The following is a 19377-nucleotide window of genomic DNA, read 5'->3' as shown; positions in this document are numbered from 1 at the left end:
CCAGGCCAGTCACGGCAGTCGCCCGCAGATCGTCGCGACGCGATCGCGGGTCAGGTACGGCGCGACCCGATCGCAGGCCAGCCTCAGCGCCTGCGCGGGCAGAGGCCACAGGATCACGCTGCCGCCCGCCCCCGCGCTGGCGAGGTACGAGCCGTCGGGCGAGAACACCACCTGCTCGACGTCACCGGTGTGGCCGGTGAGCTTGGCCAGCTGGCGACCGCTGCTCAGCTCCCACACGCGCACGCTGTCGTCGACGCTCGCGGTCGCGAGGCGGGTTCCGTCGGGGGACAGATCGAGGACGACCACGTCGTCCCTGTGCCCGACAAAGGTCTGCGCGAGCCGGCCGCTGTCGACGTCCCACAGCCGCGCGACATGATCGGCGCCGGCGGTTGCGAGCTGGGTTCCGTCGGGCGTGAACGCCAGCGCGAGCACCCGATCGCCGTGGCCCTCGAGCGCGTGCAGCTGGGCGCCCGAGCTCGCGCTCCACAGCCGCGCGCTGCGATCCCAGCCGGCCGACGCGATCGTCGAGCCGTCACCCGAGAACGCGACAGCGCCGACGTAGCCGCGATGGCCCTCGAGCACCGCGAGCTGATCTCCAAAGTTCACGTCCCACACCCGCACGCTCGAGTCGTAGCTGGCCGTCGCCAACCGCGAGCCGTCGGGCGAGAACGCCAGCGCGACCACGTAGCTGGCGTGGCCCTCGAACACGCCGAGCGGTTCGTGAGACTGGGTGCCCCACAGCCGCGCGGTCGCGTCGTAGCTGGCGCTGGCCAGCTGCAGGCCGTTTGGGGAGAACGCCAGCGCGACGACGTGGCTGCTGTGGCCCTCGAACACGGCCAGCGAGCTGCCCGAGACCACGTCCCACAGCCGCACGCTCGAGTCATAGCCAGCGCTGGCCAGGCGCGCGCCGTCCGGGGAGAACGCCAGCGCGGTCACGCCGTTGGTGTGGCCATCGAGCGCGTGCAGCTGCCTGCGCGCGCTCGGATCCCACACGCGCACGCTGGCGTCGTCGCCGGCGCTGGCCAGGCGCGCGCCGTCGGGGGCGTAGCGGAGCGCGGCGACGTTGCCCGCGTGACCTTCGAGCCGAGGGCGCGGGGCCGCACCGCTGAGCGACCAGATCCGCGCCGTCGCGTCGGCGCTCGTGGTTGTGAACCCGGAGCCATGGACGGCGACCGCCAGCACGTCGTCGGTGTGGCCGGCCAAGGCCGCGAGCTCGCGGCCGGAGCGAGCGTCCCAGACCCGCACGGTCGCGTCGGCGCTGCCGGTGACGAGGCGGGCGCCGCCGGCCACGAACGCCAGCGCGAGCACGTCATCGGTGTGTCCCGTGAAGCTGGCCAGCAGCTCGCCGGAGTCTGGATCCCACACCCGCGCGGTGTCGTCGAAGCTGGCCGTCGCCAGCCGCGAGCCGTCGGGCGAGAACACGGCCGCGACCACGCTGCTGCGGTGCGCGTCGAGCTCGACGAGCTGGGTTCCCGTCGTGACCTCCCAGATCCGCGCGACGCCCTCGTAGCCGCAGGTGACCAGGCGCGCACCGTCGGGCGAGAACGCGACGTCGAGCATTCGACTGTGGTGGCCCGCGAGCTCGTGCAGGGCGGCGCCGGAGTGGGCGTCCCAGATCCGCGCGGTCGCGTCGTGACTGGCCGTGGCCACCCGCGCGCCGTCGGGCGAGAACGCGACCGCGCTGACGTTGCCCTCGTGGCCCTCGAGCGTATGGATCAGCGCCCCGGAGTCGGCGTCCCAGATCCGCGCGCTGTCGTCGGAGCTGGCCGTGGCCACCCGCGCGCCGTCGGGCGAGAACACGACCTCGACCACGTCATCGCGGTGGCCTTCGAGCTGCGCCAGCTGGGATCCGGAGTCGACGTCCCACACTCGCGCGCTGTGGTCCCAGCTCCCGGTCGCCAGCCGCGAGCCATCCGGAGAGAACGCGACCGAGGTCACGCTGCGGGTGTGGCCATCGAGCACCGCGAGCGGCTGACCCGAGCTGGCGTCCCACAGCCGCGCGCTGCCGTCCCGGCTGCCAGTCGCCAGCGTCTGACCGTCGGCCGAGTAGGCGACCGCGACCACGCTGCGGGTGTGGGCCTCGAGCGCCGCGACCGGACCCACGATGCCCCGCATCGCGAGCGCGTCGAGGGTGCCCTGATAGACGTCGGCGGGCGGCGGCCGCACGAACGGCGGACCATAGGCACCGAGCGCTTCGATCGCGAGCGCGACCGCTTCAACGTCGATCCGGCCCTCGGCCAGCATCGACGCGCGCAGGCCTTTTTGGGCGTTGAGGCCGTCGTCCGCCCGCGCGCGCTGGGCCAGCTCGGCGTCGGCGAGCGCCTGGTAGTCGCTGGCCTGACGCTGGTTCTCGAGCGCCAGGCCCAGCGTGAAGCCCGAGAACACGATCAACACGACGAACGCGGCCGCGACCGAGATCCGCACCCACCGCTCGCGCTTGCGAACCCGCGCAATGCTGCGCTCGAGGAACCTGCGCTCGACGTCCCCCAGCTCGACGGTGCTCTGGCCGAGCACCCGCGTGGCCTCTTCGACCCGGCCCTTGCCCCACAGGTACTCGGGATCGGTGTGGGCCGCGTACTGGTCTGCCCCCTGGGCCAGCTCGTGGCGCAGGCGCAGCGCGTCACGATCGATGTCGAGCCACTCGACCAGCTTGCTCCACTCGCGCAGCAGCGCCTCGTGGGCGAGCTCGATCACCTCGACGCCACCGACCTCGGACGCGACCAGCACCCGGGCCTCGCTCACGAACGCGGTCAGCACCTGGGTCGTCCGTGGATCCGCGCCGAGCTCGTCACGGGTCGCGCGGCGCCGGGTGTCGCCGCGCGCGACCTCACCAGGGTGAACGAGGCGAGTCATGACCCGCCGGACCGCGTCGTCGGCCTGCTCGCCGAGCTCGCGTCGCAGCTGGTCGAGCGCGGCGTCGGCCGCCACGGCGATCGCCCCCTCGAGGCCGCCAGTGGCTTCGTAGGCGGCGTAGCAGAGCCGACGGGCGTCGGCGTCGCGGCGCAGCCACAGCTCGCGCAGCACGTGCTGCAGCAGCGGCAGCCGGCCCGGGTTCTCGGCCGCGGCGTTGACCAGCTCGGCGACCAAAGTCGGGTCGACCTCGTAGCCGACTCGGCTGGCCGGCTGCTCGATCGCCGCCTGGATCTCGCGCTTGGTCATGGGCGCGAGCACCAGGTGGGTGCCCGCGTGCAGCACTCGCGCGAGCGACCTGAGCTCGAGGCAGCGGTGCACGAAGTCGGCTCGCAGCGTCGCGACGACCCACAGCTCGGTCCGGCCGCGGGTCGCGGTGATCAGGTTGTCGAGGAACGCCGCCACCTCCGGCGACGCATACCCAGGTCTGAGGCCGGCCTCGGTGAACAGCTCTTCGAGCTGGTCGACCACGAGCAACACCCGGCGCTGCCGCGGCTCGAGCTCGGTCGGGACCGCCACCAGGTCGCCCACGGTCTTGGCCAGCGTGCTCGTGTGGTCGAGCAGCGCCCGACCCAGCTGATCAACGTCGGCGTCTCGGACCGGCTCGCCCGCCTCGGCTCGCAGCTCGATCAGCGCGCGCGCCAGCGACTCGCACGGCCGCGCACCCGGGCGCAGCACCGCGATCTCCCAGCTCAGGTCAGCGCCCAGCGCCCCACGCCGCAGCGCCGGACACAGGCCCGCCATCACCAGCGACGACTTGCCCGAGCCCGACCCACCGACCACGCACAACAATCGGCTGGCGCTCGACCGGACCCGTTCGACCAGCTCGCCGGTCTCGCGCTCGCGCCCGAACATCCAGCGGGCGTCGCACTCGCGGAACGCCTCGAGGCCGCGGTAGGGGCTGAACTCGTGGGCCGGGACCCCCGCGAGCCGGGCCTCGTCGGCCAGCCAGCTGCCGCGGTCCCCCTCGCTCTCGATCGCGTCGAGCAGCGCCCGCATCGACTCGAACCGCTGCCCGGCGTCGGAGCTGAGCCCGCGGGCCACGATCGCCCGCAGCCAGGCTGGGACCTCGGTCCCCTCGATCCCGCTGCTCGGCGGTGGCGGCAGCTCACCCGCTTCGACCACCGCGCGCAGCTCGTGCAGCGTCGCGCCCACGAACGGGCGCGCGCCATACAGCGCCTCGTAGAGCGCGACACAAAACGCGAATTGATCGCTGGCCGCGTCGGCCCAACCGCCCCGCAGCTGCTCGGGTGCCATGTACGCGGGCGTCCCGACCAGCGCCCCCGTCTGCGTCATGCTGGTGTCCGCGCCCGTCCACGGTCCAGGCCCGTCGACGGGAGACCCGTGCCCGTCACCCGCGTGGACCGAGCGGGCCACGCCAAAGTCCATCACCCAGACCTGCCCGTCGTCGCCGACCATCACGTTGTCGGGCTTGAAGTCGCGATGAACGAGGCCCTTGGCGTGAGCGGCCGCCAGCCCCTCGCCGGCTGCCCGAAACACCGCGAGGATCTCACCCGTGCCGCGGGGGGCCTGGTCCAACCAGCTGCGCAGGCCAACGCCATCGACACAGGCCATCACGATGAAGGTCGTGTCCTCGAGCTCACCGATCTCGTAGACCGGCACCACGTTGGGGTGCGCGAGCTTGGCCATGATCTGGGCCTCGCGGATCAGTCGCTGGCGCAGCTCGGGATCCCGACCCGCGACCAGGGTCTTGATCGCAACCTTGCGATCGAGCCGGCGATCGTGGGCGGCATGGACCACGCCCATCGACCCGCGCCCTAGCTCGTAGAGCAGCTCGTAGTGGTTGAGCAGCGGGACCTCGGCCTGGGTCCCAAACACCGCGGCGAGCAGGCGCTGCTGCTGGCGCCGCAGCTCGACCGCGTCAATCTCGAGGCGCGGAAACGGCTGCTCGAGATCCTCCTCCACCCGCTTGGTTTTACCCCACGCGCGCGGGCACGCGCTCGCGCGGTTCTCGCCCGCGGTCATCAAACTTTTTCTGAAACCACCACCGGCCTGCCGCAACCGCCCTCGCGGAGGCCAAGAGATGAACTTCGAACACTACCTCGACCACAACCGACCCAACCCCAAGCGCGCCGCGATGCTGACCTTCGCCGCCGCGGTGGCGATCACCGGGACGACCCTGATGATCGCGGCCGGGTGGGTCGCCGGGAAGATGACGATCGCCCGGGTCGCCCCGCCCTCGACCGAGTACATCCTGCTCGCGCTGACCGCCGAACAACCGCCTCCGCCCCCGCCTCCACCGCCGCCCCCCGCTGGCAGCAGCGTCGAGGAGCAAAAGCCCGACACCAACGAGGAGGTCCCCGAGGAGCCCGAGCCGATCGAGGAGACCCAGCCCGAGAAGCTGCCGACCAAGATCCCCGAGCAAAAGTCTGGCGGCGCGCCGCAGGGCATCCCCAACGGCGTGCTGGGGGGTCAGGTCGGCGGCGTCATCGGTGGCATCCCGATCGGCAAGCTCGGCGATCGCAACCCGGCGATCGCGGTCAAGCCCCCGAGCGCCGACACCACCACTGTCAAGCCGCTGGCCGCGGTGATGGCCCGGGCCGTGTACTCGCCCGACCCTGACAAGGCGCTGCTCCAGCAGACCAAGGCCGCCCGGTTCGACAAGCGCGACGGCAAGAGCACGATCGCGTTTTGCATCGACGCCAACGGTAGCGTCGTCGATGTGAAGACCAAGGTTAAATTCCCGGGCGATCCTCAGGTCGACGACATCCTGCGTCGGACCCTGAAGACCTGGCGCTTCAAGCCGCTCGAGGTCGGCAGCAAGAAGCTCAAGACCTGCACCGAGCGCACCTTCTCGCTCAAGTTTCACTAGCAGCGGGCAGGTATACGCTGAACACCGTGCCGACCGCGAGCTGCGAGCTCACGACGACGGTCCCGCCGTGCGCTCGCACGACCCCCAGCGTCGCGGCGAGGCCGAGCCCGTGCCCGTCCGGCTTGGTCGAGAAGAACGGGTCGAACATGTGCTCGAGCGTGGGACCGTCCATGCCGCAGCCGTCGTCGCGCACGCGCACGTGCACGTAGTGACCGGGCGGCAGCGCTCCGGTCACGCCGAGGATCGGCTCGGTGTCTTCGTCGACTTGGACCCGACTCAGGCACACCTCGATCCGACCGCTGGCGTCGCCGATCGCGTCGGCGGCGTTGGTGATCAGGTTCATGAGCAGCTGGCGGATCTGCACGAGATCGCCGTCGACCCAGCTCTGATCGACCTCGCGGTCGACGACGATCTCGATCGACCGCGAGATCGTCGGCGCGAGCAGCCGCGTCAGCTTGTCCAACTCCGCGCCGAGCTCGAGTCGCGTCGCCTCGACCTCGGCCCGCCCGGCGTAGGCCAGCATCTGCCGACACAGCTCCATCGCGCTGCGAGCCGCGTCGCGGATGTCGACGAGGTACTCGCGGATCTCCGCGGCGCCCTGGCTGCCCCCGCGGTAGTCGAGCAGCGCGAGATCGACGTTGCCGAGCATGCCGACCAGCAGGTTGTTGAAGTCGTGGGCGACGCCGCCCGCGAGCAGCCCGAGACTCTCCGTCCGCTGCAGCTCGAGCAACCGACGCTCGGTTGCGAGTCGCTCGGCCTCGAGCATCGCGCGGCGCAGGTCGAACGCGACCTGCTGCTTGAAGGCGCGGACCACGGGCTGCGCACCGATCCGCCGGTTGAGCGGACGGTCGTGCATGATCCCGAGGTGGCCGATCGGCCGGCCGCCCGCGCCGGTCAGACTCAGCACCAGAAACGAGCACGCGCCGAACTGCCCCAGCGCCGTCGAGCCCGGCCAGGCCGTGGCGAGCTGGTCGCGGACCAGGATCTCGCCGGTCCGCTCGACCTCGGCCAGCGACGCGTACTCGACCGGCTCGTGCACCTCGCCGTCGACGACCAGCGCCGCGGTGCGCAGGCGCTGGCATGACTTGTCGATGAAGCTCGACGCGAACGCCCCGCGGACCTGCATCGCGTAGGCAAAGGATCGCATGAGCTGCTCGAGTGGATCGCCCTGCTCCGAGTGTGTGATTCGGTCGCTGAGCAGCTCCATGTCCCGTCGCGCGCGACGGTTGATCAGCACCGTCTCGACCCGTGGCCGGAACGCCTCCATCAGGCCCAGCGCCTCGCGCATGTGCGGCTCGGTCCACGGCTGCGGATCGAGCAAGGTCACCAGCCCGAGCGGCCGCCCGCCGGGGTCGAACAGCGGCACCCCGGCGTAGCTCTGCACGCCCAACTCGGTCAGCATCTCGTCCTTCGGGAACAGCTTCGCGACATTGCGTGGGTAGAGACACGCGGTCCTGCCCACCACGTTTGAGCAGGGCGTGTCCACGAGGTCGTAGATCACGTTGACCTCGCGGCCGCTCGGGCTGCGCATCTCCAGGGTCTGGACCCGATCCCAGTCCTCACCGTGGAGCTCACCGATCATGACGAACGGCGCCTTGGTCAGGCGCTGGAGCTGCTCGACGATCCACTCGAGGTAGCCGTCTTCACTGCCACCAAGTAGACCGCGCAGCATGATCCCGGGTGCCCTGGCCAGCTCGGCGCTCAACACAGCCTCGACCTGCGGGTCCGGCAACCTGTGCAGCACGTCGCTATCACAGACGAGCGCGTGGTCACGCGCGCCGTCATCGAGGTGCGACAAGTGCATGTATTGATGTGTACCCGCTCCGCGGGCTACCCGCACATCATTTCCGCCCCTGGAGGTTACGACCCCAATAGACCTACGAACGGGGCGACCTGCGCGGGGTCGCCGGGGCCCCCGCCGGACCCACCAGCTGGAGGTCTCACGCTCACCGAGTCCAGCTCAGTTTGGGCAGCAGGGTGTCTGCGGCGGTCGAGAACCGCGGTAGACGATCCGTGGCCGTCACGCGTAGGCTGGACCGGTGACTTATCTCATCGCCGCCAAGCCATGTCGGGGGCGCGGATGGAGGCGGCCCGAGTTGGTGTTGGCGATCGGCTTGTTCGCGTGCTCGAGCATCGACGCCGCCAGCGATCCGAGCGGGAGCAGCACCGGAAGCGGGACCAACAACACCGGACTCGGCAGCACGGCTGACAGCGGCGACGGCGATGGCTCAGAAGAGAGCGACGCGGGCAGCACGGGCGCGGGCCCGACCCTGGACATCGCCGACACCGAGCTCGCCTGCGACGTGTGGCTGCAAGACTGCCCGCCCGAGCAAAAGTGCAGCTGGGAGGTGATCGACGCCGTCGCGCATCCAAGCTGTGTGCCGCTGGTGGCGGACGCCAGGCCCCCCGGCGAGCCCTGCATGACCCTGGGTGACCCCGGCTCTGGCCACGACGACTGCGAGCTCGGGGCGATCTGCAGCTGGCTCGACGAGCAAAACGTTGGAGTGTGCCTGGCCCTGTGCAGCGGCTCGCCCGTCGCGCCGAGCTGCGCGGACGAAGCTGTGCCCGCGATCTGTCAGCCGTGCAGCGGCTGCCCGTCGCTGTGCATCCCAACTTGTGATCCGCTCGCCGACGACTGCGGACCTGGCTACGCGTGTGCTCCCAACGCCGGCAACTTCACGTGCACGCCCGCCGCCAACCTCGGCGCGGGCGTGCTGGGTGATCCTTGCGAGTACGCGGTGCAGTGCGCGGAGGGGTTCGCGTGCATCGACGGCGCGACCGTACCGGGCTGCGAGCAGGTCGGCTGCTGCTCGCCGTTTTGCAAGCTGTCGCTGCCCGAGTGCCCCAACTTCATGACCTGCGAGCCATGGTTTGAAGGGCGCGAGCCGCCCGTGGACGACGTCGGGGTCTGCAAGACCATCTAGATTGAGTATAGAGCGGGGGTGGACTACGTCGGTCGCATCTACCGCCCGCCGAGCGAGGCACACAGCTTGCTGCTGCAGGTCACGATCGGTTGCAGTCACAACCGCTGCGTGTACTGCGACATGTACCGCGACAAGCAGTTTCGGCCCAAGCCATGGGCGCAGATCGAGGCCGATCTGATCGAGCTGGGTTCGAAGGCCGCCAGCCACGGTCGCCGCGGCCTGCTCCCCAAGCGGGTGTTCCTGTGTGACGGAGACGCGCTGATCCTCAGCACCCGCAAGCTCTTGCAGATCCTGCAGGGTATCCGCGAGCACTGGCCCTGGGTCGAGCGTGTCGGCACCTACGGCGATACGCGCAGCGTCGGGCGCAAGTCGGTCGACGAGCTCGTGCAGCTGCGCGAGGCGGGGCTTGGCATCGTCTATCACGGCATGGAGACCGGCGATGAGCAGGTGCTCGAGCTGATCGACAAGGGCGGCACGCGGCCCGAGCTCATCGACACCGCGGCCAAGCTGCGCGCCGCCGGGATCACCCACTCGGTCATCGTGCTGCTGGGGATCGGCGGCGTCGCGCTGAGCGAGCAGCACGCCACGCGCACCGCCGCGACCCTCACCGAGATGGACCCGCCCTACGTCGGCGCGCTGACCACCACGATCGTCCCGGGCACGCCCCTGCACGACATGGCCACGCGCGGCGACTTTCAGCTGCCCAGTAAATTTCGGATGATCGAGGAGCTGCGCACGATCGTCGCCGAGTCGCGGTTTAGCGGGTGTCGGTTCTCCAGCAACCACGCCAGCAACTACCTGCCGCTGCGCGGGACCCTGCCTGCGGACCAGCCCGCGATGCTGGGGGTCCTCGACGAAGTGATCGCCCGCGGCGACGAGCGCCTGCTCAAGCCCGAGCGGCTGCGCGGGCTGTAGCCGCTACTCGAGCTCGCGCAGCGAGCCACAAAACCCGTCGAACAGCGCGTGCCCGCCCCGCCGCAGGTTTCGCAGCGCGTACCCGCCCTCTTGCACGAACAAGGTCGGCCGCTCGAGCCCCGCGAGCGCGGCCCCGATCCCTCGCATGCCCTCGGGCGTCACACGAAATCCACCGGTTGGGTCGCCCTGCATGATGTCGAAGCCGAGCGAGATGACCACATACGCCGGGTCGAACTTCCGAATCGCCTTCAGGCCGCGCTCGAGCGCGCGAAGGTAGGTCGCGTCGTCGGTGTCCTCGCGCAGCGGAACATTGAGGTTGAAGCCCTCGCCGGCCCCGACGCCGCGCTCGTCCGCGAACCCACAAAAGTACGGATAGCTGGTCCGCGGGTGCCCGTGCAGCGACACGAACAAGACATCGCTGCGATCGTAGAAGATGTCCTGTGAGCCGTTGCCGTGGTGATAGTCGATGTCCAAGAACGCGACACGGCCACGGGAGGCCAGCGCGTCAGCGGCGAGCGCGGCGTTGTTGAAATAGCAAAACCCACCAAACACGCGCCGCTCGGCGTGGTGGCCCGGCGGACGGCACAGCGCATAGACCGGGCTGTGTCCGGCCGCGAGTAGATCCGCGCCCGTCAGCGCGCAGTCGACCGCGCCGCGGGCCGCCGCGAGGGCCGACTGCGACAGCGGCGTGAACGTGTCGATGCAGTAGTAGCCCGCGCGAACCCAGTGATCCTTGGGCTTTCGCTCGGGGCGGCGGAGCGGGAACACATAAGGATAGAGCGTCTCGGTCGGCGCGAGCTTGCGACACATGCGGTCGAGGTAGCGGACGAACTCACGATCATGGACCGCGCAGACAGCTTCGAGCGCGCGGTGCTTGGCAGCGTGGGTGGTCGTGGTCAGCGAGCGCAGCCCGTCGAGGATCGCGGTGACTCGGGCCGGGCGCTCGACATAGCCGCGCTCGCGGACGTGGTGGATCTCGTGGTGCTCGCTGACCACGAGGTGCAAGACCGGCGCGTCGGCGACCTTGGCGGTGGCGCGCTTGGCATAGCGCGGCGCTCGCAGCTGGACCGGGTCGTCCTCGAACGACGCGACGATCCGCCGGGTGTAGGGATCGGACTTCGCCCACCCATACTTGCGCGACAAGATCGCGGCGACGATCTTGCGCGCGCGCGCCCGGTCGAGCGGCTCGTCGCCATCGAGCGGGTCGTAGACCAAGAACGGGGGATCGTAGGTCTGCCCGAGCGGCGGCGGGCCATCGTAGGCCGTGCCGATGATCGGCCGGGCGCCGTACCGCTCATAGAATCGCAGCCGCGCGCGGTTCGAGGGCAGCCGGGCCGGATCGGCGACCATCGCCGGCTCATCGGGCGGCACGTCCATGAACATGCCCGTGGCCCCGAGACCCTTCATCGTGTCGCGCAGCGCCTCGTACAGCGCCCCGCCGCGTCCGCCCCCCGCCCGGGTGCTGGTGCTGCCCACCAGGTAGTCGAGATACCCAAACGCCAAGTCGGCGTGATAGTGCGCCAGCGCGAACCCACGCACCCGACCCCGCGCGGTCTCGAAGGTCATGAGCACGATCTGGTAGCGCTTGCGATGCCGACGGCCGAGCTGCTCGGGCAGCGTGTCGGCGTACTCGGCCACGTCGGGGAACGCCTCTCGAAACAGGGTCTGCACCTGCTCGAGCCGCGCGTGCTCGGCGGGCGTGCCCAGGTCGTTCAATCGTCGGATGCTAAACATGTGATGGCGCTTCTCGCCGAAACACGAAGATCGCTCGCCAGGCGGCCTCGGCCGTGACCGGACCGCCCTCGAAGTCACCGAAGCACGCGACCGGAACCAGCGCGCCTCCGGCCAGCCGGCTCGCCGCCCGGACCTCGTCGAGCGTCCAATCCCGCATGACGATCGTGGTATTGACAACGCGGGTCTGCCCGGCATGAACCAGCGTGAGCTGGACGCTCGCGTGAAAAAGCTGCGCCACCGCGTCGTACTCGTCATCGGCCAGACCCCAGCGCGTCGTGAGCGTGACCCCATCTCGCTCGACCTGCCACGGCTGGCTGACCCCGGTCGTGCGACCTCCGCGACCCAGAAAGTCGCGGGGATGGCCCAGCTCGATCACGTACAGACCACCCGGGACCAGCGCTCGCTCGACGGCCGCAAAATGCGCGACGAGCTCATCTAGCGTGTGCACGTGGGCGAGCGAGTTGATCAGCGTGAACGCCAGCTCGACCGGCTCAGCCAGCTGAAAGTCGATCATGTTCGCGCACACGACCTCGAGCGAGACCCCGGCCTCGGCCGCGCTGTTTTGGGCGTAGCGGCACATGGCCGCCGACAGATCCAGCGCCGCAGCGTTGGCCCCCCGGCGGGCGAACTCCTGGGCGTGGTCGGCCGGACCCGCCGCGAGCTCGAGCGCTGAATTAGGTTCGCCCAACCCAAGCGCGCTGGCCCAGCCTGCCAGCCGCGAGACCTCCTCGCTCACGTCGCGGTAGCTGAACGCCAGGCCATAGAGGTGCGCCTCGTCATCGTAGAACCCCACATCGGGACTGATCACCGCCGGGATTCTGGACCGGCCCCGTCCGATTGGCCAGATCCAACCAGTTGAAGTTTATCGAGGGGGCCCCCTCGACAGCGCCGCGCGCCGCAGTAAAGTGCAGCCACGCAGACGTTCGGTCGCGGCACATGACTGCTCAGCCCCCCCTCCCCGGGTCTCATCGAGTCGCTGTCGTCCACAACCTCGACTTTGTCGAGGACGACGACGACATACCAAGTACCAACGACTTCGACGCGCGCGCCAACGCCGACGTCGCCGAAGTCGCCACCCACGTCACTCGGGCGCTCCGCAGCGCAGGGCACACGCCGATCCAATTCGGCGTGCGGGGTTCGATCGAGGAGTTGATCCCGCAGTTGCACGAGCGCGAGATCGGCGTGGTGTTCAACCTCGTCGAGTCGCTGGGCGGGGATCCGCGACGCGAGCCAGAAGTCCCGCGAGCGCTGGCCAAGGCCGGGTTCGCGTGCACGGGCAACCCCGGGCGCGCGCTGACCAACGCCCTGCACAAGGACGTCGTGCGAGCCGTGCTCGCGACCCACCGGATCCCGATCGCGCGGGGCTGCACCGTGGGCGGGCCGACCCGACTCGGCGCCGTCAAGCGGGCCCGGCTTCGCTATCCACTGTTCGTCAAGCCGGCCGCGGCCGACGGCTCGATCGGGATCTCGCAAGCGTCGGTCGTGGTCGATGACACCCAGCTGCGCGAGCGCGTCGAGTTCCTGGTCGCCAACATCCCGGGTCCGTACTTGGTCGAGGAGTACCTGCCGGGGCCGGAGGTCAATGTGGCGATCTTCCCCGCCGACGACACCGTCGGCGGCGCCCGCCTGGTGCCCACGACGATCGACTTCTCGGGCAACCCCCGCGAGTGCCTGCCGATCGTGACCTATGCATGCAAGTGGGACGAGTCCTCGCCCGAGTATCACGCCCGCACCGTCCCGCTGGGTGAGCTCCTGTCGGTCTCAGCTCGCCGCGATCTCTTGCGCACAGCAGAGGCGGCGTTTTACGTGATCGGTGGCAACAGCTACGGTCGCGTTGATCTTCGCATTGACGCAGCCGGCCGCGCTTGCGTCATCGACGTCAACCCCAATCCTGATCTGCACCCCGAGGCTGGCTACGCCGTCGCGCTTCGGGGCGCCCAGGTGCCCTATGCCCAAGTCGTCGACACCATCGTCCAACAAGCGGTCCGCCGCGCGCGGCCCGTTGCTCCGTCCATTGTTCGCCCGCGATCGGGAGCCGCTCGTTGCGCTTTTGCGGTCGGTTGATAACTTCGGTGAGCCCGAGCTCGAGGTCGCGCTCGAGCTAATCGACGAGGTCATCGCCCGCGGCGAGCAGACCAGCTATCGGGTGCTGGTCGCGGTTGGATCCGGCGATGACGAGCCGATCTTGGGCTACGTCTGCTTTGGGGCGACGCCGATGACCGACACGACCTTTGATCTTTATTGGATCGTCGTCGCTCCGAGCGCGCGGGGTCGCGGGGTCGGCCGGGCGCTGTGTGACGCGCTAGATCTGCACGTGCGTGACGTCGGCGGTAAGAACATTCGGGTCGAGACCTCGAGTCAGAGCGAGTATGAGGCGGCGACGTGCCTGTATCGGCGGCAAGGGTTTCGCGAGTGCGGGCGGATTCCGGATTTTTATCGGGATGGGGATGATCTGATCACCTTCATCAAGCGGGTGTGAACGCGCGCCACACCGACGGCGAGATTGCCACGTACACGTCGACCGCGAGGGAACGACGGACGATCGTGATGTCACCCACCGTCACGCGGTCGCGGCCATCGACCAGCGAGCGTCGGTAGGCGATCCCGTGCAGGCTGCAGGCTTCGCTCACCAGGCGACGGACGAGCTGGTCGGCTTGCTTGGCGGTTTGGGCCGTGATGGTGCGTCGCACCTCGCCGTCGAGCAGCTCGGTCTTGCCGTCCGGTGCGCCGAGCAGCAGTACGTGCACGAGGCCGAGCTTGGTCGACGCAGCCGGCTTGGCGCTCTGCTCAGGCGGGGCTGCGAGCGCTCGCGGGGGGGAGAGTGGATTGCGGATGTTGTGGGCCTCGAGCCAGGCGGTCGCACGCTCGAGCAGTCGCTCGCTGCGCAGGGCGTTCCAGCGTGTTTGGAGATCGGGGTGTCCCTCGAGGACGTCTCGAAACCGCCGAAACGCGCCCCGCCCATCGAGCGCGACGGCGAGCAACTCGACGATGTCCGGCGCGTCGTCGAGCGAGTCCGCGAACTCGCGCATCCATTGATACTGGACATGTGTCTCGACCCGCTCGACCTCGCGGTATCGGTCGGGGTGCTCGTCGAAGTCCTCGAGCTCTTCGTTCCATAGACCGGTGTCGTCTGAGGGTAGCGTGATCACCTCGCCGGTCTCGAGATCGAGGATGACCTGGAATGAGTCGTCCATGGTCATGCCGTCGCAGAGCTCGTCGGCGTTGATGGTTGCGAGCGGCTCGTCGTGCTTGGGGTCGTCTCGGCGGGGTCCCATTGGGTGCCATGATAGACGCGTCACGCGAACGGTGGCGCGTCTGGATCTTCGCCGAGTTGGCGGACCAGCTGCACGATTTGCTGGGTCTCGGGGAGCCGGAGACGCCGGGCGTCGCGCAGCGCGAGCGCCAGCAGCTCGATGATCTCGTGGATGTCCGCCGGTTCCCGGCGTTGCAGCAGCGCGCTGGCCAGGTTGGCTCGGGCAACGAGGAGCGAGCGCACGTCCCCGAGCCGTTCGAAGACCGGCAGTTGCTCGTCTCGCCGGATGCGGAGCGCCTCGTCTAGCTCGCCCCTCGCTGAAAGGATGTCCGCAACCTTTCCCATCGTAACCGCCCGCGAGCGCACGTCCCCCAGCCGTTCGTAGACCGGCAGTTCTTCGTCTCGCCGGATTCGGAGCGCCTCGTCTAGCTCGCCCCTCGCTTCCAGGATATCCGCCAGTCGACCCCAAGCATCGGCGAGAGCCCAGACGTCCCCTGTTTCACCCAGTGTCTGGATCGCGGACTCGACCAGGCCAGCGGCTTCGTCCAGCTCGCCCCGCGCGATCAGCAGATCGCTCCGTACCAGCTGTGTCGCGGTCCGACCGCCCGAGTCTCCGAGCGAATCGTCGATCTCGCCAGCTTCATCGAGCAGCCGCTCGGCTTCTTCGAGTTCACCAGTGCGTCGCTTCGCGCCGACAAGCCGGAGCAAGAGCACGCGCAACATCCGGCGAACAGCAGGCACCCCGCTCTGCGCTTGCATGCGCGCCCGCTCGACCTCGCCCACCAGCGCCTGGATGTCCTCCACTCGCCCGTAGCCGTCGTCGTAGGCGTTCAGCAACACCGTCCCGGGGGCGGGGGCCGCATCGTCAAGATCGTCGATTTCGACGGCGACGCTGCGGATCGATCGCAGGTCCGGCGCGAACCGAGAAAAATCACCCTCGAGCGTGGGCGGAATAAGCAGCGTGAGCGGCCCGCCCAGCGCACTGGCGATCGCATTGCGACGCTCGTTGAGCCGCATCAACAGCAGGAGCCAAGCCTCGGCGTCGGCTTCTCGGGCCCGCACTGCGTCGATGAAGGTCAGCCCCCCATCAGCCCCAGATGGTGCCATGAGTCGCGGCAACACCAGCTCCGCGAGCTCGGCCGCCTCGAGCGACGTCGGCCCAGCCGCGATCGGGTCAAAGGGATACGGCGACAGCCGCTCGACCGGGACCCTCGAGCCACGGTCGAGACTCGCCACTTCGGCCAGCCACAGCTGCAGCGCCGTGCTCGCCCGCGTCGAGCTACAGACCACCACCAGAAACACGAAACCGTCAGCGAGGTCCAACGCGAGCCGGAGCTTGCGAGCGCCCGCCTGCTGGGCGATGTGATCGATCGTCGGCTGCAGCCGCTCGCGCAACCCACCAGCCTCAGTCGACCCGATCCCGATCATCATGGACGAGACAGGCGCTCGATCTCCGCGGCCACCCCAGGGATCTGCCGAACCGACGGGTGGAGATCAAACCAGTCCTGGTCGTTGAGGTAGCGCAGCACGACGTTGTGGGTGAGCATGGCATCGGCCGTCTGCCGCTGCTCCTCAGTATCCACGGTCAGGTAGCGCTCGGTGGCCACCCGGGCGAGCCACGCAAAGGCGTCGGCAGGGATTAGCTTGCGGTATTGATCCCCGACCTCGTTGAGCAGGCGGCGAAAGTCGCTGTCACTCAGCGGAATCGACTCGCTCAACAATGAATCGTGAAGCAGGCGGACCAGCTCGCGCGGGTATCCGCCCGACCACTCGATCAGCTGCTCGACCCGCGCTTCGGTGTCTGGCCCGAACAGCTCGGCGAGATCGCGCTCGGGCACCCGCTGCAGCAGCAACTGCATGGCGGCGTCGTATCCGTCCTCGAAGCGCCCGCCGCCATCGTGCGGATGCTGGTGCAGCTTGATCATCGGAATGAAGTCGACCTGGGCGAAGCGCTTGCGAGACACCAGCGCGGTTGGAATCGTGTAGAGGGTGTGGACCGGCAGCTGCAGATGCGGCGCACCATCCGAGAACACCCGCTCGGCGCTGGCGAACACGTGATCCCACGGGGTGCTGGTTCCGCGTAGTTTCTCGAGCGAGTCGACGATCACGACCAGCCCCGTGCGCCCAAGCGCCACCGCGCGACCTTGCATGACCTCGAGCTCATCACGAACCTCGGCGAGAAACCGGTTGAGGTGGACGCCGATCGTCTCGCGGAAGCGCTGCCGCAGGTTGGGGCGAGTCTTGAGCTCGGCGGTCAGCTTGCCGACCTTCTCGATCGAGAATTCCGCCCGCGTGAAGGTGACGTCCGTTCGCGTCAGCCACGTCCACAGTCGCGCAAAGTAACCGCTCTCCATCGCGGTCTCGGGATCCTTGCCCTCGGCCTCGAGCAGCGTGCGCTCGCAGGCTGCCACCACGGCGAGCACGATGTCGGGCACATCGATCGGCGCGAGCAAGTCGAGCACCTCTTCGGCACTCACGAAGACAGTGAGGAGGTTTGGCCCATCGCGCTGCTCGAGGCGCTCGGCGAGGCGCAGCAGCTCGGTGGACTTCCCCGACCCCGGCAACCCCGTGAACAACTGGCAGGTGGGCGTGTCCGACAGCTCGATCCGAGACGCCAGCCGCGCGACCCAATCGACGCCGCGGACCCGGCGCGCGTCGAGATCGATGTAGCGATCGTCGCTCGGGCGTAGCGCGACGTCGGGTTTGCATCGGTTGAACAAGTAGCGGCGGCGGTCTTTTTCCATGACGGTCCCGACTGACAGCCCGTGTAGCACGATGACACTGCCAACTCGAAGAACAACACGGCGTGGCCCCCTCCGCCAGCGCTGAGCCCGCGGCCCGGGTGCTCGCTGGCAGCTCACCCGCGCGCGACGGGCATCGCCAGCGAGCTGGCCGGGTCCACCCCGTCCTCGTCGGTCCAGCGCAGCACCTCGATCTCCCCGCCGAGCGCGGGCAGGTCGACCGTGAGCGACTCGATCTCCACCCCGAGCTCCCCAAGCACCTCCACCACACCAGGCGCGTCGCGGACCGCGGTCGAGAAGGTCACCTGCCCAGCCCCCGCGCTCCCCTGCAGCTTGGCCGCGAGGTTGACCGCGTTGCCGAAGTAGTCGATCTCCGTATTGAACCGCACGGCGATACACGACCCGCGATTGAGCGAGACCCGAACCCGAATGTCCAGATCCTCGCGACTGGCCGGAAACCGGCGCTGGATCGCGTGCGCCGCCCGAACCGCCGAGGCCGCGTCGACGAACGCGGCCATGACCGCGTCGCCGATCGTCTTGACGACCACCCCGTCCTGCGCGGCCACGACCTCGAAGATCTCGGCGAAGTGACGGCGGACCTGCACGAACGCTTCGGCGTCCCCGCGGGTCGCGTAGAACCGGGTCGAGCCGACCATGTCGGTGAACAGCAAGGTCTGCATGCCGACCGCCAGCTGCACGTCGGCGGCCAGGTAGTCGGCGCTGAAGATGTCCCGAAACTCGCGGAGGCTCAGCAGGTCACCCGGGCGCACGGCCTCGTCGGACCAGCGCGCGCGCTCGAGCACGAAGTCGATCGGCTGGTCGCGGTCGTTGTGCAATTCCAAGATCGGCCGCGGCGCCCGGCTGTGCTCACCACCGCTGTTCGTCGGCGTCCACGCCAAGGGGGCCGGGTCCGCGGCGGGGCTCAGGTCGAGCATGGTCGTCGCGCCCTCGCTCCCGCGCAGCCGAAACAACCCCTCGCCCACAGTCAGCGTCACGCGGCGACGCTCGTCCGGGGCCAGCCGCAGCTGGACCAAGATGTGCTCGCGGTGCGACGGCTCCGCGGCACACCAGGCGTGCAAACCGACCTTTCGGATCGCAGGGTTGACGCGAAAGCTGACCTCGACGCTGACCTCGGACCGGGTGTCAAAGTCGATCTCACACACCTCGCAGCGGCTCTCGCCGGGCACCCGGCTCAGGCTCGCGTGCTCCTCTCGGGTCCCGCGACAGTGGGGGCAGACGATATCCCACGACAGATCCAGCAGCCCCACCCGCGTCGCGTGCAAAGCCACGCGCAGCAGCGTTCGGGTGTCCGCCCCCCAGCGGCGCGCGAGCACTTTCGGCTGGATCCGCGCGAGGTCGAGATCATCGGCGCTGCGCAGGTGCGCGGCCAGCTGCCTCACCAGCGGCGCTGGCAGCTCGGCGCTGATCAGCTCACGGACACCGACGGCCAGCCGCGCCTCACTGGCCTCGTCGAGGCTGGGCCGGCTCACCTCGAAGCGCGGCGAGACCTTGGCCTGGCGGGCCGCCGTCGCCAGCTCGGCGAGCAGCCGCCCGTAGTCCTCACCGAGCTTCGGGAACGCGAACGCGAGGATCTTCTCGCCCAGCCACCCACGCGGAATCCAGCCAAAGTAGACGAGCAACTCGAAGCTCGACTCGCGGACCTCGGTGACCTCGTAGATCGCCCGGACCCAGCGCCCAAACCCCTCGCTGTAGTCGCGCACGGCCTCCATGTGGTGCCCGTGGATCCACTGCCAGGGCACCTCGACCCAGGTCTGGCGAAACCCGCCGTTGATCACCGTGCCGTGCAGCCGGCCGTCGCGCTCCTCGTAGTTCATCTCGGTCAGGCCCAGGGCCCGGTTGAAGCGCGAGGTGTCGATCAGCAGCGGCCACATGCTGGCGATCGGCGCGTCGACCTCGAAGCGCCACAGAAACTCGAGCGGCGCGCGCCCGCCCGCGAGCATGTGCTCGGGCCACGCAAATCGCTCGAGAAACGCGGTCAGCTGCTCGGGCGAGACGCTGGGAGCGGCCATGCCAGACAGTACCAGCGCCAACCCTGGCTGGTAATAG

13 protein-coding genes are annotated in these 19377 nt (G+C 69.3%); 5 read left to right on the top strand and 8 right to left on the bottom strand.

Going from position 1 to position 19377, the window contains the following annotated elements:
• Positions 1-9: 9 nt before the first annotated feature.
• The gene (locus tag ENSA7_RS17985) at positions 10-4896 is read right to left on the bottom strand and encodes an nSTAND1 domain-containing NTPase (protein ID WP_106090529.1); all 4887 of its coding nucleotides are present in this window, start codon (positions 4894-4896) and stop codon (positions 10-12) included.
• Between the two features lie 58 nt (positions 4897-4954).
• Between ENSA7_RS17985 and ENSA7_RS17980 the strand changes: the two genes are divergently transcribed.
• Complete coding sequence (locus tag ENSA7_RS17980) at positions 4955-5743, top strand: energy transducer TonB (RefSeq protein WP_106090528.1); 789 nt, start codon at positions 4955-4957, stop codon at positions 5741-5743.
• Here ENSA7_RS17980 and ENSA7_RS17975 read toward each other — a convergent pair.
• Positions 5730-7547 (bottom strand): sensor histidine kinase, encoded by a 1818-nt coding sequence (locus tag ENSA7_RS17975; RefSeq protein ID WP_106090527.1) that lies wholly within the window; start codon positions 7545-7547, stop codon positions 5730-5732. The genes ENSA7_RS17980 and ENSA7_RS17975 overlap by 14 nt on opposite strands.
• Positions 7548-7782: 235 nt before the next feature.
• Here ENSA7_RS17975 and ENSA7_RS17970 point away from each other — a divergent pair, with 235 nt between their 5' ends.
• Both ENSA7_RS17970 and ENSA7_RS17965 read left to right on the top strand, forming a co-directional pair.
• Complete coding sequence (locus ENSA7_RS17970; protein ID WP_146157822.1) at positions 7783-8667, top strand: hypothetical protein; 885 nt, start codon at positions 7783-7785, stop codon at positions 8665-8667.
• 18 nt (positions 8668-8685) lie between these two features.
• Positions 8686-9582: a radical SAM protein gene (locus ENSA7_RS17965; RefSeq protein WP_106090525.1), complete on the top strand. Its 897-nt coding sequence runs from the start codon at positions 8686-8688 to the stop codon at positions 9580-9582.
• 3 nt (positions 9583-9585) lie between these two features.
• Here the strand turns inward: ENSA7_RS17965 and ENSA7_RS17960 are convergent, their stop codons facing one another.
• The gene (locus tag ENSA7_RS17960) at positions 9586-11298 is read right to left on the bottom strand and encodes a histone deacetylase family protein (protein ID WP_219908002.1); all 1713 of its coding nucleotides are present in this window, start codon (positions 11296-11298) and stop codon (positions 9586-9588) included.
• A gap of 10 nt (positions 11299-11308) precedes the next feature.
• Positions 11309-12124: a class I SAM-dependent methyltransferase gene (locus ENSA7_RS17955; RefSeq protein WP_181233859.1), complete on the bottom strand. Its 816-nt coding sequence runs from the start codon at positions 12122-12124 to the stop codon at positions 11309-11311.
• 128 nt (positions 12125-12252) lie between these two features.
• Here ENSA7_RS17955 and ENSA7_RS17950 point away from each other — a divergent pair, with 128 nt between their 5' ends.
• Both ENSA7_RS17950 and ENSA7_RS17945 read left to right on the top strand, forming a co-directional pair.
• Positions 12253-13380, top strand: coding sequence for a D-alanine--D-alanine ligase family protein (locus ENSA7_RS17950; RefSeq protein ID WP_106090522.1), 1128 nt, complete (start codon positions 12253-12255; stop codon positions 13378-13380).
• Positions 13367-13795: a GNAT family N-acetyltransferase gene (locus ENSA7_RS17945; protein ID WP_181233858.1), complete on the top strand. Its 429-nt coding sequence runs from the start codon at positions 13367-13369 to the stop codon at positions 13793-13795. The genes ENSA7_RS17950 and ENSA7_RS17945 overlap by 14 nt, the downstream gene beginning before the upstream one ends.
• On the opposite strand, the gene ENSA7_RS17940 is transcribed toward ENSA7_RS17945, so the two are convergent.
• From ENSA7_RS17940 to ENSA7_RS17925, 4 genes are all read right to left on the bottom strand, one after another.
• Positions 13782-14591, bottom strand: a complete 810-nt coding sequence (locus tag ENSA7_RS17940) for a UPF0158 family protein (RefSeq protein ID WP_106090520.1) — start codon at positions 14589-14591, stop codon at positions 13782-13784. The two genes, ENSA7_RS17945 and ENSA7_RS17940, sit on opposite strands and share 14 nt — an antisense overlap.
• 20 nt (positions 14592-14611) lie before the next feature.
• Complete coding sequence (locus ENSA7_RS17935) at positions 14612-15964, bottom strand: tetratricopeptide repeat protein (protein WP_146157821.1); 1353 nt, start codon at positions 15962-15964, stop codon at positions 14612-14614.
• Positions 15965-15996: 32 nt separating this feature from the next.
• Positions 15997-17313: a hypothetical protein gene (locus tag ENSA7_RS17930; RefSeq protein ID WP_106090518.1), complete on the bottom strand. Its 1317-nt coding sequence runs from the start codon at positions 17311-17313 to the stop codon at positions 15997-15999.
• 113 nt (positions 17314-17426) lie between these two features.
• Positions 17427-19340 carry an adenylate/guanylate cyclase domain-containing protein gene (locus ENSA7_RS17925; protein WP_181233857.1) on the bottom strand — a complete coding sequence of 638 codons (1914 nt, stop codon included), beginning with the start codon at positions 19338-19340 and terminating at the stop codon, positions 17427-17429.
• Between the last annotated feature and the right edge of the window lie 37 nt (positions 19341-19377).

This window comes from Enhygromyxa salina, from assembly GCF_002994635.1.
Taxonomy (GTDB): Bacteria; Myxococcota_A; Polyangia; order Nannocystales; family Nannocystaceae; genus Plesiocystis; species Plesiocystis salina_B.
The sequence above is the reverse complement of the archived record's forward strand: the minus strand, read 5'-3'. Positions and strand labels throughout refer to the sequence as shown.

Coding starts and splice junctions, on each gene's coding strand:
- ENSA7_RS17985 (WP_106090529.1), bottom strand. CDS start 4,896: ATGACCGCGGGCGAGAACCGCGCGAGCGCGTGCCCGCGCGCGTGGGGT.
- ENSA7_RS17980 (WP_106090528.1), top strand. CDS start 4,955: ATGAACTTCGAACACTACCTCGACCACAACCGACCCAACCCCAAGCGC.
- ENSA7_RS17975 (WP_106090527.1), bottom strand. CDS start 7,547: ATGCACTTGTCGCACCTCGATGACGGCGCGCGTGACCACGCGCTCGTC.
- ENSA7_RS17950 (WP_106090522.1), top strand. CDS start 12,253: ATGACTGCTCAGCCCCCCCTCCCCGGGTCTCATCGAGTCGCTGTCGTC.
- ENSA7_RS17940 (WP_106090520.1), bottom strand. CDS start 14,591: ATGGGACCCCGCCGAGACGACCCCAAGCACGACGAGCCGCTCGCAACC.
- ENSA7_RS17930 (WP_106090518.1), bottom strand. CDS start 17,313: ATGGAAAAAGACCGCCGCCGCTACTTGTTCAACCGATGCAAACCCGAC.
- ENSA7_RS17925 (WP_181233857.1), bottom strand. CDS start 19,340: ATGGCCGCTCCCAGCGTCTCGCCCGAGCAGCTGACCGCGTTTCTCGAG.